Source organism: Dyadobacter sp. 32 (genome assembly GCF_902506755.1).
In the GTDB taxonomy this organism is placed as follows: Bacteria; Bacteroidota; Bacteroidia; order Cytophagales; family Spirosomataceae; genus Dyadobacter.
Map to the genome: position 1 here is coordinate 631203 of NZ_LR735258.1, position 14208 is coordinate 645410.

At 45.1% G+C, this 14208-nt stretch carries 13 protein-coding genes; 7 read left to right on the forward strand and 6 right to left on the reverse strand.

The window, feature by feature from the left end; all coding sequences use genetic code 11:
- Positions 1–5: 5 nt before the first annotated feature.
- Together DYADSP32_RS02435 and DYADSP32_RS02440 are read right to left on the reverse strand one after the other, a co-directional pair.
- Positions 6–1691, reverse strand: a complete 1686-nt coding sequence (locus DYADSP32_RS02435; protein WP_149244198.1) for a glycosyltransferase family 39 protein — start codon at positions 1689–1691, stop codon at positions 6–8.
- A gap of 154 nt (positions 1692–1845) precedes the next feature.
- Positions 1846–2100, reverse strand: coding sequence for an acyl carrier protein (locus DYADSP32_RS02440; RefSeq protein ID WP_414617454.1), 255 nt, complete (start codon positions 2098–2100; stop codon positions 1846–1848).
- Between the two features lie 761 nt (positions 2101–2861).
- On the opposite strand from DYADSP32_RS02440, the gene DYADSP32_RS02445 reads away from it, so the two are divergent.
- The 7 genes from DYADSP32_RS02445 (at position 2862) to DYADSP32_RS02475 (ending at position 11065) form a co-directional block, all read left to right on the forward strand.
- Entirely contained in the window at positions 2862–3677 is an 816-nt protein-coding gene (locus DYADSP32_RS02445; RefSeq protein WP_414617455.1) for a methyltransferase, TIGR04325 family, read from the forward strand.
- The gene (locus DYADSP32_RS02450; RefSeq protein WP_414617456.1) at positions 3674–4681 is read left to right on the forward strand and encodes a glycosyl transferase; all 1008 of its coding nucleotides are present in this window, start codon (positions 3674–3676) and stop codon (positions 4679–4681) included. The genes DYADSP32_RS02445 and DYADSP32_RS02450 overlap by 4 nt, the downstream gene beginning before the upstream one ends.
- A gap of 54 nt (positions 4682–4735) precedes the next feature.
- Complete coding sequence (locus tag DYADSP32_RS02455; protein WP_149244196.1) at positions 4736–5515, forward strand: glycosyltransferase family 2 protein; 780 nt, start codon at positions 4736–4738, stop codon at positions 5513–5515.
- 64 nt (positions 5516–5579) lie between these two features.
- Positions 5580–6494 carry a glycosyltransferase gene (locus tag DYADSP32_RS02460; RefSeq protein ID WP_149244195.1) on the forward strand — a complete coding sequence of 305 codons (915 nt, stop codon included), beginning with the start codon at positions 5580–5582 and terminating at the stop codon, positions 6492–6494.
- A gap of 244 nt (positions 6495–6738) precedes the next feature.
- The gene (locus DYADSP32_RS02465; RefSeq protein WP_149244194.1) at positions 6739–7950 is read left to right on the forward strand and encodes a Gfo/Idh/MocA family protein; all 1212 of its coding nucleotides are present in this window, start codon (positions 6739–6741) and stop codon (positions 7948–7950) included.
- Positions 7951–8046: 96 nt separating this feature from the next.
- The gene (locus tag DYADSP32_RS02470; protein ID WP_149244193.1) at positions 8047–10185 is read left to right on the forward strand and encodes a TIM-barrel domain-containing protein; all 2139 of its coding nucleotides are present in this window, start codon (positions 8047–8049) and stop codon (positions 10183–10185) included.
- Between the two features lie 52 nt (positions 10186–10237).
- Complete coding sequence (locus DYADSP32_RS02475) at positions 10238–11065, forward strand: SGNH/GDSL hydrolase family protein (protein ID WP_149244192.1); 828 nt, start codon at positions 10238–10240, stop codon at positions 11063–11065.
- Positions 11066–11145: 80 nt separating this feature from the next.
- Here the strand turns inward: DYADSP32_RS02475 and DYADSP32_RS02480 are convergent, their stop codons facing one another.
- The 4 genes from DYADSP32_RS02480 to DYADSP32_RS02495 form a co-directional block, all read right to left on the reverse strand.
- Complete coding sequence (locus DYADSP32_RS02480) at positions 11146–11373, reverse strand: hypothetical protein (protein ID WP_149244191.1); 228 nt, start codon at positions 11371–11373, stop codon at positions 11146–11148.
- Between the two features lie 18 nt (positions 11374–11391).
- Entirely contained in the window at positions 11392–11751 is a 360-nt protein-coding gene (locus DYADSP32_RS02485) for a hypothetical protein (RefSeq protein ID WP_149244190.1), read from the reverse strand.
- Positions 11752–11995: 244 nt separating this feature from the next.
- The gene (locus DYADSP32_RS02490; protein ID WP_414617457.1) at positions 11996–12136 is read right to left on the reverse strand and encodes a hypothetical protein; all 141 of its coding nucleotides are present in this window, start codon (positions 12134–12136) and stop codon (positions 11996–11998) included.
- A gap of 367 nt (positions 12137–12503) precedes the next feature.
- Positions 12504–14093: a carbohydrate-binding domain-containing protein gene (locus tag DYADSP32_RS02495; RefSeq protein WP_414617458.1), complete on the reverse strand. Its 1590-nt coding sequence runs from the start codon at positions 14091–14093 to the stop codon at positions 12504–12506.
- Positions 14094–14208: the final 115 nt, after the last annotated feature.

Sequence of the window (14208 nt, forward strand, 5' to 3'; positions counted from 1 at the left end):
TTCTTTCAGTTGCCTGATAAATTCTGAGCATTACCACCAGGTTGTTCTCCTGTCAGTTCGATCAAATAAAGTTTAATATCTGTATCCCTATTTACAGTTGGGAATGAATCAATAATTGTCCCGAACGAAGAAACCTTATTGAACATGCGCTGGTGTGCATTCACATTGTGATAGTACCAGGCTGGGGTATTTTCAATGTCTCCCAGCTTCATCGTATTATAAGGTTTGTAGGCCAGCCATAAACGTTTGTTGCCTCGAAATTTTCTGAAGTCCAAAGACAAATTCTCAAAGTAGCTTTCGAAATCCTTCGATATGGTTCTCAAGTCGCTTCCGTAAACCGTGTGAAAAGGAAAGCCATATACTTCCTGGTAAAACTGGAACGATGGAATATTGTTCCAATACACGTAAACGACGTCGCCTGGCTTGTAATTTTTTTCCAGGTACTGCATGGCTTCGCGCTGATATGACTTTTTGTAATCCCCAAAGAGGTCCGTATGCCAGGCTTCGACTACAGAATTGAGGAGTGGAGGAAAAAGTAAAAATGCGACGAGGGTGTTTTTGACTGTTACGGACAGTTTAAACTCGTAAAACTGCTCAATGCCTTTGGCAATCACCAGGATGAAAATGGGCGCTAGAAATAGCGTCAATCGTTCGCGGAGCGGGTACAGTTCCAGCGCCGAGGCAAGCAATGCAATAATGACCGGAGAAGCCAGTACAAGTAAATGTTTCTTTCGCTTTGAATAAAACGCCCAGAGACCCAAAAGGCCTGTCAGGAAAGGCAAAACGGGCATGCGGGCGAGAACTCGGGTAAGTTGGCTGTAATGTTGTTTATAGTCCAGTTCTATCCAGGATAATCCCAGCGGGTACCGAATGAGTGAATAGATCTGAACAAATGGCCAGGAAACATCTTTGAGCGATTGCGGCGGAAAGGGCATAAATGCTTCCCTGTTTCGCCAGAAATGCGTAAGCCATTCTTCCTCCGGAAACTTACTGATGAAAAAGACATATTGAATCACAAAGCTTACCAGCCATATAGAAAACGGGATAAGACCCGTGAAAAACATTCTCCAATCCCGTTTGATCAGAGAGGTAAGTGAAACCGCCGTACCGATTCCTGCTAAAATAAATAAAGAAGAAAAAGAAAACCATAGGGTTATTGCTCCGCCTAAACCCCAGAGAAGCAAACTGGATAGTGAATTATTTTTGTAAAATTTTGTGAACAAAAAAAGAGAAAATACAGAAGCCAGGAATTCCGTACCATATTGTTTAACCTCTACCGAATGGTAGACCAAGGGCGGTACAAAGGCCACCAGGAAGACTGCTACGATGAGGCTGATCTGGGTCCTTAAAAAATAACGTGCTACCGGTACAAATAAGAACATGGAAGATACACCGCAGAGTAAAGGGAAAAGGCGGAGCGACATTTCTTTATTATCCAGCAGACCGACTATCAACCGGACCGCCCAAAGAAAACCGATGGGCGCTCTTTGCCTATAATCCAAAGGCGCAGTGGCCAACTCGTAGAAATTCATTTTTACAAGGCTGGATGCCAGGAATACTTCGTCCTCCCAAAGGCTTCGATTGTCGAGGTAATGAAAAATTCTTAAAAAACTTCCTGCGAGAAGAATGGTCCAGAGGATACGAAGCTGATACTTACTGAGCGAGTCAGAGGGAATGGCATTGGTGTTCATGTGTTGAGTAAAATGGCAGGCCAATTTACAGATTTTTCAATGCCGGGAAAAACACACCTGCATTATTTTTGAAGGTGTGGAATTGGACGCAATTCGAATGCGTGGTAAGCCGGGTCATGCTTCCGCAAATTCGTTACTAAAAGCAGTACCGGGCTTAACGGCCCACATTGGCAGTCTTTTTCTCAAAATGCCGAACGATATCACCAACGGTGATGATATCGTCTGCCTCTTCGTCTGAAATAGCGGATTTAAATTCGTTCTCTAATTCTATAATCAATTCAGCGGCATCCAGAGAGTCAAATCCCAGGTCGGACTTCAATTCAGAATGGAGCGTAATTATTTCTTTTGCGATGCTGAACTTTTCATGTAAGATCAGTCTGGTTTGTTGTTCTACAAAGTTCATAAGCATAAGTGGCGTCAACATTTAAGTGAATTCTTTACTCAAATTTATAAACAACCCCATGATCCGGCCGATCCCGCAGGTCATTTCGCCACATTCTAATTTTTTCCTAATAACCGTAGCGATTCAGGCACGGCTTCAAACCGTACTGAACGGCATAGAATGAGTAAATAAAGTCAATCAGAGAGGGCATGTATGCTTTAGGAAATGACTGGAATTAAAATGTCAAAGGATCTGAATCTGGAAGTGAGTAATTCTTTTTTTCAGAGATTGAAATATTTTATTAATTTACAACACCGTAATCGATGATGTCGAATTACCCCTAACAATATTGATGAAATTACCCATGTCATTTTTGACTAACCTTGCCGAATACCACGGTGCCGTATGCTTCAAACGGTTTGGTATGAAGTTTAGAAAAGCCAGTGACCGATCCAGGTCTCTACGCCACCCGGCTACAACGGGGTCGGGCTTTTTCTTAATCCTAAAATGTGATCCGGCTAGCCTGGGCAGATGTTGGTGGCTCGTCAACGGCAGCTGAAACAGCATATCGTCTATTTCATCCCTAATCCTGAACTTTTGGGATCAGAACGTTTGCAACGAGCATTTTTCAGAGGATGTGCATCAGTTATAACCTATCTCTACCAATTCGATGTAGGTAATTTGACCATTTTCTGAGTGGAAACTTTGCAGCGTGCCTTATTTTGCACAGTAAGTTTGTGTACAGGGTGTGCCGATTTCTTTTAGTCATACACAGATTTTTTACTGCCTTGAAAAATTCATTTTTTCGCAAATTGCTTTTGAAGCTTGGGTTTGGTAGCAGCCGGAAACCTTCCTATGGTTGGTTTGGGAATTATTCTTCGTGGCAAGCTGCCAGGGAAATGGTGGGAGGGTATGAGCAAGGAAATATCCTTGACAAAACCCGTCAATCCTTGCTTAAGGTTAAGGCAGGTGAGGCGGTTTATGAAAGAGACTCTGTTTTGTTTTCTACCAAAGAGTACCCTTTCGCGTTGATCGCGTGCTTGCTGCATGTAGCAACGGCTCATCAGAACACCCTTCATGTCACAGACTTCGGTGGTTCTTTGGGCAGCACCTGGTATCAGGTGCGAGACTTTATGAATCGTATCAAAGAGCTCAGCTGGCATGTAGTAGAACAGGACAACTATGTAAAAGCGGGCAAAACGGATTTTGAGGATGCGACTCTAAAGTTTCATTATACGATTGAGGAGAGTGTTGCAGTCCGTAAGCCTCAGGTAATTCTGCTTTCGAGTGTGATTCAATATCTGGAAGCTCCTCATGCATTTCTCGACCAAATAGCGAAACTGGCACCGGCTTATATTCTTTTCGATCGTACGTCAATCATCGATGCAGGGGATGACAGGCTTACGGTTCAACGAGTTAATCCCGAGATTTATGACGGTTCTTATCCCTCCTGGTTTTTTAATGAGAAAAGGCTGCTGGCGCATTTTAGCGACTATGATTGTATCACGGCGTTTTCATCGTTCGTACCCTCAGAAGTGATATTGCACATAGACGGCAAGCCTCTGGCCAAAGACAAAGGGTTTTTTCTTAAAAGGAAGTCATGATCAGTTTCTGTACGCTCTTTAATTCGACATATCTGACCCGCGGATTGGCCATGTACCATTCTCTTGAGCTGCATTGCCCCGCTTTTCACATTTATATATTTGCTTTTGATCAAAACTGCTTCGAGGTGCTTACCAGATTGCAGCTGAAATTTGCCACGATTATTTCGCTGGATGAGTTTGAAGATGCAGAACTGCTCAGGGTGAAACCGAGCCGGACTGCGACCGAGTATTGCTGGACGTGTACACCGGTGAGCATTGACTACTGTATCAGGCGATTTGGGTTAGACTGCTGTACCTATATTGATGCGGATCTGTTGTTTTACGCCGACCCATTGGTGTTAATTGATGAATTGGGTGATAAATCCGTGCTTATAACCGAACACAGGTATACGAAACAATACGATCAGAGTGCAATCAGCGGTAAATATTGCGTCCAGTTTGTAAGCATAAAAAACGATACCCGGGGCAATGAAGTGTTGCAATGGTGGAAGCAGGCTTGCCTGGATTGGTGTTACAATCGGGTAGAGGACAACAAGTTTGGAGACCAGAAATACCTGGACGACTGGTGTGAAAGGTTTGAAGGAGTTCATGAACTTCAGCACCTGGGTGGGGGCGTAGCACCCTGGAACATGCAACAGTACAACTTTTGCTGGAAAGCAGGTGCGTTACAGGGAATGGAACTGGCCACAGGCAAGACCTTCCCACTTGTTTTCTTTCATTTCCATGGTTTTCGCTATCATAAAAGCAACGTGTTTATGCCGGCAGGCCCTTATCAGCTCAATGAAAACCTCCTCACGCTGCTCTATGGTCCATATATCGATAGTTTGAAGCGTGCCATGCAATTGCTGACGAGGAAGATCCCATTTCAATCTGAAAAAATTCACGAGTTGCTGCCGGTGAAAAAAGTTTTCTATTATCCCAGGCGCATGTACATGCTGTATATCAGGGGACATTACAGGAACTATTACCATCAGTCTTATTTTTCAAAACGACAGCAGGCCTGAGCTCCCAGGAAATAATCTACCACAAACCCTTGATATCGTATTAGGCAGTCAGATATGAAAATCAGTATCATTACCATCAACCTGAACAATGCCGAAGGTCTTAAAAAAACCATTCGTTCAGTGCTTGGCCAGACTTTCAGAGATTTTGAATTCATTATTATTGATGGAGGGTCTACCGATGGAAGTTACGAAATTATAGCGGAACATGCGGGCAGCTTATCCTACTGGGTGAGCGAGCATGATAATGGCATATACCATGCAATGAACAAAGGGATTACACGAGCCAGCGCGGATTACCTGCTCTTTTTAAACAGCGGCGACTACCTGGTCAATGAGCGCATACTCGCCATGGTGTCATCCCGTCTCGGTGTGGCCGAAATCGTTTATGGAAATCTGAGGATCGGTGGCGACGGTTCTTATCGTGATCACGCTTATCCCGACAGACTCACATTCAGTTATTTTCTGAGCTATTCATTAGGCCACCCGGCTGCATTTATCAAAAGAGAATTGTTTGAAAAAGTTGGTAAGTATGATGAAGGTATGAAGATATGTGCCGACTGGGCTTTCTTTATTCGGGCGGTGGGATTATTTAAAGCGTCTTATCTTCATTTACAGGAGACTGTGACCGTGTTTAACACAGATGGGATCAGTTGTATGGAAGAGAACCGCCAGGTGATGCGTCAAGAACAAGATACCGTGCTGAGAAGGGATTTTTCCTTTTTTATGACAGATTTTGAGAGTTATCGCGACCTGAAAGATCAAATTGAGGGACTGCGAAGATCCAAACCCTATAAATTTTTGAAGTTGTTGGGGCTGCCCAAATATCAATCCTAGATTTCGGATTATTAATAAGAAAAATAAAATTCCCTGACAAAACCTTAAACGTAACATTATCAACATGTATCTTCCACTGGTAAGCATCATTATCCCCTGCTATAACAACAAAAATGTAATTTTTGAGGCGATTGACTCTGCGCTGAATCAATCCTATCCCCGGGTGGAAGTTATCGTGGTGGATGATGGATCCACCGACGGGTCTTACGAGTTTGTCTTTGACAGGATCCTGGAAGGGCAAAACCTGCGAATCGTTCGCCAGGACAACCAGGGACCGGCCGCTGCACGAAATACAGGTTTCACGCTATCGGGGGGCGATTATCTGGTGTTTCTGGACGCGGATGATATTCTGCATCCCGATTATGTTGAAAGCTGTTACAGGGAATATGAAAAGGATCCCAGTCTGAACATTGTGTACTGCGAGGCCGAACTTTTTGAAAACAAAACCGGCCTTTGGAAGCTGAAACCGTTCTCGGAAAGTACAATTTTACTCTACAACTCCATTCCGGTATTTGCTATGTTGCGCTCACAGGTGTTTCAGCAGATAGGTAAATACGATACCCAGCTGAAGTGCTCAGAGGACTGGGAGTTGTGGATCAGACTTTTACAGCAATTCGAAGGCGTATATAAAATTCCGAAAGTTCTATTCTACTACAGGAAAAGGAATGAACAGAATTCAATTACCGATCAGGATAAAATTTACAACTTCCGTCACGACTCGCTCCTCTACATTTACACCAAACATCAGCAGCTATACCGCAACAGCGATCTGGACATGACCAATCTGTTGTCAGCGGTGGTTTACAAGGAACGTTACTACAATGAGTGGTACAGAAAGTTGTACTACAGACTTTTCAGGAGGCAAAAATATGCAGAGATATATCGGAGAAACCAACCTGTGGAAACGACAAAAGCGTCGGACTGGCTTGCGTTGGCTCGGGAGTTGAGTTCGCTAAGGAAAGTGGCTGTTAAGGTTTGACCATCCATCAGGATAAGTATTCCAGGCATTCAGCATCCTACTTCTGGTTTGAAAACAAGGAACAGGACGTATTGCAATACATCTTGGGCGCGGTGTCCCAGGCCAAATGCCGGAGCACAATCATTAAATATTTTCGCCCGGGGACGTTAAATTGGATACCTCTACGGCTTTGATCAACATCAAGTGATTGATGGATCGTTTGCCGGTTACAGCAATTAAGTAATGTATCCAATTCCGAAATTGTATGAATAATGCTCTATTGAACCGACGTGACTTTATGTCCCTGTCTGCATCGGCAGGATTAGCCTTGTCTTCCCGCTTTGCTTTTGCAGCGCCCTTCCAGTCCGAACGACAGCTTCGTGTAGGTGTGGTCGGGGGGCGTTTTGGGCTCAGTTTTTACTTCAATGAGCACCCGAATTGTACTGTGGAAGCCGTGAGTGACCTGCTTCCCGACCGAAGAGCGGCGTTGATGAAGACCTACAAATGTGCCAAAAGCTACGAATCGCTGGAAAAGCTGCTGAGGGATCCTAAGATTGAAGCCGTGGCGCTGTTTACGCCTGCACCTGATCATGCCAAACATGTGATCCAGTCGCTGAAAGCGGGAAAGCATGTGTTATGCGCTGTACCCGCAGCTATGAGTATAGAGGAATGCCATGAGATGAAACAGGCGGTTAAAAGCTCCGGGCTAACATACATGATGGCTGAAACCTCTGTTTTCAGGGGAGATACACTCACGGCCAGGAAGCTTTATGCGCAAGGTAAGTTTGGGTCAATTTTCAGCAGTGCCGCTCAATATTACCATCCGGGTCTGGAAGTTTTGTATTTTACAAATGACGGTAAACCCACATGGAGGCACGGACTACCTCCTATGATGTATCCCACCCACGTTACCTCGTTTCTCATCGCGGTCACAGGCGAACGTCTGACCCATGTTACCTGCCAGGGCTGGGGCGATGATAGTCCGGTACTGAAGGGTAATCATTACAATAATCCTTTCTGGAATGAAACTGCCTTTTTTAAAACCAATCGCGGAAATTCATTCATTGGAGAAGTCTGCTGGAAAGGTGCCTTGGTAGGCTGCGAGCGCGGCGAGTGGCGGGGTGATAAAATGAGCTATTACAGTCACTACAAGCACAATGAGACGCATATCGTGGAAGCCACTGAAAAAGTGGGAACCGACGATGGAGGGTTCAAAGTGGCGGAACCCGAAATGCAGCCTTTCCAATCAACAGATTGGTGGAAAACAGATATGCTTCCTGCGCCTATGCGGCACGACAGCGGCCATGGGGGTTCTCATACTTTCATTACCCATGATTTTATAGATTCGATCATCAGTAATCGGGAGCCGATTGTAAATATCCGCGAAGCACTTGCCTACACAGCGCCGGGTATTATTGCGCATCAGTCTGCGATGAATAATGGGGAGTATCTGAAAATTCCGGATTTTGATAACTAATATCTTGTCTAGTGCCTGATCGCCCAATTATCAATAATATCTCAAAATAAACTCATATTTCCCGTTACCTAGCAAATTTACAACCTGTCAGCCCGAATGAAACGCCTGCTTTTATCTACCGTTTTTCTATTATTAGTCCGCACTTTCCTTGTCGCGCAACCGGCAGGTTTTAAATGGCGACAGTTAGCGCCGGGCGTGTGGAAAGCGGATGTGGGAAAGGTTGAGAAAATCTCACCGCTTGGTGTTGCCGGGGTAAAGCCCGCGGTGGAAGCCTTGAAAAAACTCGGGTCTCCGTCTTTTCCCACCTGGTTGGCGGAGAGTAAAAGTGAACTTTCGGACGGCAAAACGTACCTGCGTTTTCCTCTTCAGCGGGAGGAACAATTGTTTGGCCTGGGCCTTAATTTCAAATCGGTACAACAGCGCGGGAGGATAAAAACGTTGCATGTGGATCATTATAACGGCAAGGATGACGGGCGCACACATGCACCGGTTCCTTTTTACGTGTCGGATAAGGGTTACGGTGTGCTTGTAAATTCGGCTCGCTACATCACGGTATATGCCGGAACGGGCGTACGAAAGGACAGCAAAAATCCGCCCAAAGAAATGGATCGCAACAGTCAGAAGGACTGGGATGCGCAGCCGTATTCCGATGCAGTAGAAATACTGGTTCCTTCACTGGGGACAGAAATATTCGTGTTTGCCGGTAACAACGCAATGGAAGTGGTGCAGCGCTACAATTTGTATTGTGGGGGAGGTACCCTGCCGCCGAAATGGGGACTGGGCTTTACCCATCGCACGCCCACACTTTTTTCGGATCAACAAGTGTTAAAGGAAGTTGCAGACTTTGAGGCAAACGGGTATCCGTTGAGTTTCTTAGGATTGGAGCCCGGCTGGCAAACCAAGTCTTACCCCAATAGCTTCGTGTGGGACTCCCAAAGGTATCCCAATCCAAAGCAATTTCTCGACAACCTTTTACAAAAGAACATAAGGGCAAATTTGTGGATCAATCCTTATGTGTCTTCGCATGCGCCAATATTCAAGGATATTCAACCCTATACGGCCTCGCATACGGTGTGGGTAGGACAGGTCCCCGATTTTAATTTAAAGCCGGCCCGGGATTTGTACAAAGGATTGTTTACTGAAAAGCACCTTAATCTGGGCGTGAGTGGGTACAAAATTGATGAAACGGATGGTTTTGATAATTGGTTATGGCCGGACGTTGCCAAATTTCCGTCTGGTTTCAGTGCTGAACAGGTTCGTCAAACGTATGGATTACAATTTCAGAAAATGTCTTCGGACTGGTTTCGGGAGAAAAATACAAGAACCTACGGGCTGGTCCGGGCTTCCAATGCAGGTGCATCAGCAATGCCTTACGTGATCTACAATGACTATTACAATCATCAGGATTTTATCACCGCATTGATCAACAGTAGTTTTATCGGAGTACTCTGGACGCCGGAGGCGCGTTCATCTGCCACTTCTGAGGAATGGCTTCGTCGGATGCAGACGGTTTGTTTTTCACCCATGGCCATGCTCAATGCCTGGGCCGACGGGACCAAACCCTGGACATTTCCGGATGTAGCCGATCAGGTGAAGGAGGTCATGCAACTACGTATGCAGCTGCTGCCTTATTTGTATACCACCTTTGCCCAATATCATTTTGAAGGAAAACCGCCCATTCGGGCCATGAATCTGGTTGAGGGCTTTTCTTTTAAAGAGAAAACCGTTGAAGGAAAGCTCAATTCTACCGATAATCCGTATGCGCAGGCAGTAAAGAAAGATATAAAAGATCAATACATGCTGGGCGATTATTTGTTGGTAGCGCCTCTGTTTGCGGGAGAAAAATCAAGAAAGGTTATACTTCCACGCGGAAAATGGTACGACTTTTACACGGGTAAGCTGGTGGGCGAGGGCGAAACCATTGAGATACAAAATAATCTGGAAAAGATTCCGCTCTTTGTAAAGGATGGAGGCATCATTCCAATGACACTTCCCATGTTGCACACTCCGCGTAAGGAGGAGGTACTTCCGCTGTTCATTCGGCATTATGGTACAAAAAGCAACACATTTAACCTGTATGATGATGATGGGGAAACTTTTGACTACGAGCGCGATGCTTACGCATGGACGGCTCTCACCGTAACGACCGCCGCGGACGGGAAAACCGAAGGCAGGCATGTGGCGGGTAAAGAGTTTCGTTATAAAGACGTGAAATGGGAGTTTATGAGCAGGTGATTCCTATTAAACCTGTTTTTGAAATAAAAACCGAAACGAGATTTATTGATTCATGAAAAGATTCTTCTGGCTGGCCACCGTAATATTGGTGTGCCTGGGCTCCGCACCCAGGAAAATAAGCTGGGTAGCCATTGGCGACTCCATTACCTACCTCAATGACCATCAAAATGAAACCGGCAACCGGGTTACCAAAGGGTACATGACCCTGATTGCAGAAAGATTTTCGCGTATTCAGTATGTAAACCAGGGCCACAATGGATGGACCTCAGTTAACATTGCCGATAAGATAGAGTCGATTGGCCTGGCAAAAGCGGATGTTTATACAGTGTTTCTCGGGACTAACGATTGGTGGCAGGGAAAACCGGTCGGCACCTTTGCCGACTATGAACAGAATACCGGCTCCAAAACAGTCTTTGGTGCTTTCAAAATCATTGTATCAAAATTAAGGCAGTTCAATAAAACGGCGAAGATCATTCTGATGACACCCATGCAACGAGGTGATTTCGTATACATTAATAATCCTAAAAACAACGCTTACGGTTCATACAAGCCCAAAAAGGAACAGACACTTGAGCAGGTAGCCAATGCAATTGTGCAAATAGGGAAAGCTGAAAAGCTGCCTGTTGTGGATCTCTATCATGACAGTGGGATAACGCTGGACAATACCGTTCATTTTAAGCGTTTAAAAGATCCTGCTACCGGCATATACCGGAATTATTCTTATCCAGATTATACTTCTATACCCTTTAACGCCGAAAGTGACGAATATCCTTATCCGGAGGAAGCCTCCAATATGACCTATGACGGACTTCACCCATCAGATAAGGGTTACGATATTATTGCTGACATGTTGGTGCGTAAATGGAAGGGCCTGAAATGATTGCCTATTGGAACGCTACTAAGCAAGAGGAGTCAACTTTTAACAAGTTGACTCCTCTGAAACTAAAAGAAATCCTTCCCTTAAATTTCTGCATCACCCTTTGATTCGATCTCGTAGTCGCTCACATCATTCTGCCTTTCGGACCATCTGAACACCACTTTCTTAAATCGGAGATCTTTTGTAATCTGTTCTATACTTTTTAGGAATTGCTTTTTCTGTTTAGAGGACTCAAACATTTCGCCAGTAAAGGTGAGTGTGTCCTTCGTTCTGCCTGTTGCTTCTATCCCAATGTGCTTTTGAGAGAGCAAATCTTTCTTGGCTTGAGTTTAAGTTTCTCTTAGCTCTGGGAAGTCGTGAATCTGTACTTGGACCATATGCTCTTTTAAAATGATACTTTGCTGCTTGATGGCCTTGTCTTTATTTCTTTTAGCCTCATTGTACAAGGCTGCACTCGATTTGGACCAGGAAATCCAGGAGGCCATATCTTCTTCCAAACTATCGGTCTTTAACTTTTGATCTGTTTCATAGATCGCATTTTGCATAAACATGCCCATGTCTTTGATGGATGCCGCGTCTATCTCCTTCGGTTTTGTCAAATATCTGATGATCACAAACGCACCCACTGCCAGAAAAGCGTAAGCGGCATATTTAAAAATATTTCTTGTTACAAATGTGTTATTTTCCATATTTTCCCGGAGTTCGTTACCAATCATCCCGATCCTTTTCTGATCTGGATCAAAAAACAAGGGCAACAACTGTGCCAATCCCTTTCATTATGGATAATGTGTAAGGCTGCGGGGGGGATAAATCAACACTCGAAGGGCGAGCCTCATAGCCAGGCATGCCGTAAAAATATTCGCATCCGATACTGTCTCGTAGGACGATCAGCGTCTCCCGAAATTTGCCCAGTTCTTATCAGATATTGCATCTCTATTGAATCAGATTGACTTCTTCGTGCTGCCATTCCAGGACTTTATTGTAGAGCCCCCATTTGGACCAAAACAAAAGAAATTCTTCCATTTCGGTTTCGGATGGACATTCGTACTTGATCACCTCCCAGGTTTCATCCATGGAATGAACAAAAAAAAAAGGAGGTCGAGCGTGTCGGGGGATTTCCGAAAAGCATAGGTCACAGGTGGCCTGGGGTATTTTCCAGGGTTTTTTACAAGATTAATCGCCCGCGGGAACCGCAGTGAAATGAGTTCAAGGATTTGGGGAATATCTTTCAAAATGTGGATGGAGGTTTTGGGCCAATTTTGCGCTTGTTGGTTAGACTTTGATGTGTCTAAAACGTCACCTTTGTACAACATAGGATTTTGCATAAATAGGTAAACCGATGACGACCCGTAGGTTTTATGAGGTAAATGGAAGCCTTGCAAATTGCCCGGGGATTCCTGGCGAAATACCCGGGCAAATCTCCACCTGCGGTCCGGACTGATCAGCCCGGTCCCACACTGCCGCCTGCTTTGGTAACCATACCGCTAGTAGTAAATGTGCCGGATTGCGTCCCAAGGGTATAGGTGCCGCTGGTGTATAGTCCGTTGAGGTTTGTCTCGTTGGTTACGCTCCCGCCTGTGAAAATCTTATAGGAAGTGCTCGTTTTGAGCTTCGGACTCGAAAATAACATGGTAGCGTAGTTTCTGGGAATCAGGAAAGTCAAGGTTTCTTCCCCGGCGACGGATTGAATATGCATCAGTTGGTTGGCCGTTCCCGAACCCAATAACACAGATGCTTGCGTGCTCACAGTGGTGGTTGGAGAGCTGCTTGCACCACCAATGCCTATCAGAACGCCACCGGTGATTTTGAAGGTGTTCCGGTCGCAATCAAACCCTTCTTCAGGTGCCCCGGCCCCAACCGAGACGGTGGCTCCACCGGTAACAGTAATTTTTCCATTGCTGTCAATACCATCGTTGGATGTACTGTAAATGTAATGATTGCCGCCGTTGATGTATATAAAGGTCTTTGCATTGAGTCCATCGTCAGCGGATTTTACTGTAATGTTTCCGTCATTGATGGTCATTACACTCTTGCTTTCGATACCTTCTCCCGCACTGGATTTGACATTAATGGTGCCACCATTTATAGTGATAAATGGGTCGATCGTTGTGTCTGTATCCCAGGCTGCGGATATTCCTTTGTCCGCAACATCAATGGTAAAGTTGCCATTATTGATTACAATATACCCTTCCTCGCACTGTATCCCGTCGCCTTTGGTCGTGATGCTGAGCGTGCCGCCGTCGGCGATGAAAGCATCGTTGGTGTGGATGCCGTCCGAGGGTGCGGCCGATACAGTTATGGTTCCGCTGATGATCCGGACGTAATCGTCGCTCGCAATCCCGTGTTTGTAATTTCCCCTGATGCTGAGACTGCCGTTTCCGCTGAAAATCAGCTGGCCTTCGCTAAATAGTGTACCTTTCATATCTTCCGTACCGCTTGCTGTATAGGTGCTGCCATCGGTGAGGCTGTTTGTGGTACCCTCATTGACCACGATAAAAGCCCGCTTTTCGGATTGAATATTAATTGCCGGACCATCGGAATTGGTTATATGGACACCGTTTAAGGTCAGTTTGAATTTTTTGTCGCTGTAAATTGTAAGAGATCCGTTTGTCGTGGTCCCGGAAACCAGATATTCAATTTCGGCAATAGTGGAATTTACAGTCACATCGCCGTTTGATTCAATGACTGTTACACCTTTTCCCGACATGGGGTTGGTGATTGTTACCGTTGATCCAAAAGTAATCGTCACTGTGGAAGTAAAGGTCGAGTTTGCGAGCAGGTCATCTGCATCTGCCGCATTGCCTGTATTACCCTCAGCTAAAGCGGTTGATTTTGTCGTACTGTCAATGGCCACTGTAGCCCCGTTGCCAGTCCCGCTTTCATCGTCCGGTGTCACATTATCCGACTCTTTTGAGCATGATATAAAAACAAATAGCGACAAGAGCATTAATCCGATTTTCATCAGACAAGGCCCGTACACGGCCGCTGATGAAAGTAGGGAGCGTTTTTTTATTTTATCGTATGGTGTCATTTTTTTTCGGAATATTTTAAGTGAATGATGCTTGTCCTAACCGGACATGAAGGTTTCTGTTCATTCTAGAAGTGTATCAAATAGTCTGGGTTAATGATTATTAATTCGGGTGGAA

Coding starts and splice junctions, on each gene's coding strand:
- DYADSP32_RS02460 (WP_149244195.1), top strand. CDS start 5,580: ATGTATCTTCCACTGGTAAGCATCATTATCCCCTGCTATAACAACAAA.
- DYADSP32_RS02475 (WP_149244192.1), top strand. CDS start 10,238: ATGAAAAGATTCTTCTGGCTGGCCACCGTAATATTGGTGTGCCTGGGC.
- DYADSP32_RS02450 (WP_414617456.1), top strand. CDS start 3,674: ATGATCAGTTTCTGTACGCTCTTTAATTCGACATATCTGACCCGCGGA.
- DYADSP32_RS02485 (WP_149244190.1), bottom strand. CDS start 11,751: ATGGAAAATAACACATTTGTAACAAGAAATATTTTTAAATATGCCGCT.
- DYADSP32_RS02465 (WP_149244194.1), top strand. CDS start 6,739: ATGAATAATGCTCTATTGAACCGACGTGACTTTATGTCCCTGTCTGCA.
- DYADSP32_RS02435 (WP_149244198.1), bottom strand. CDS start 1,691: ATGAACACCAATGCCATTCCCTCTGACTCGCTCAGTAAGTATCAGCTT.
- DYADSP32_RS02440 (WP_414617454.1), bottom strand. CDS start 2,100: ATGCTTATGAACTTTGTAGAACAACAAACCAGACTGATCTTACATGAA.
- DYADSP32_RS02455 (WP_149244196.1), top strand. CDS start 4,736: ATGAAAATCAGTATCATTACCATCAACCTGAACAATGCCGAAGGTCTT.
- DYADSP32_RS02470 (WP_149244193.1), top strand. CDS start 8,047: ATGAAACGCCTGCTTTTATCTACCGTTTTTCTATTATTAGTCCGCACT.
- DYADSP32_RS02495 (WP_414617458.1), bottom strand. CDS start 14,093: ATGACACCATACGATAAAATAAAAAAACGCTCCCTACTTTCATCAGCG.
- DYADSP32_RS02490 (WP_414617457.1), bottom strand. CDS start 12,136: ATGGATGAAACCTGGGAGGTGATCAAGTACGAATGTCCATCCGAAACC.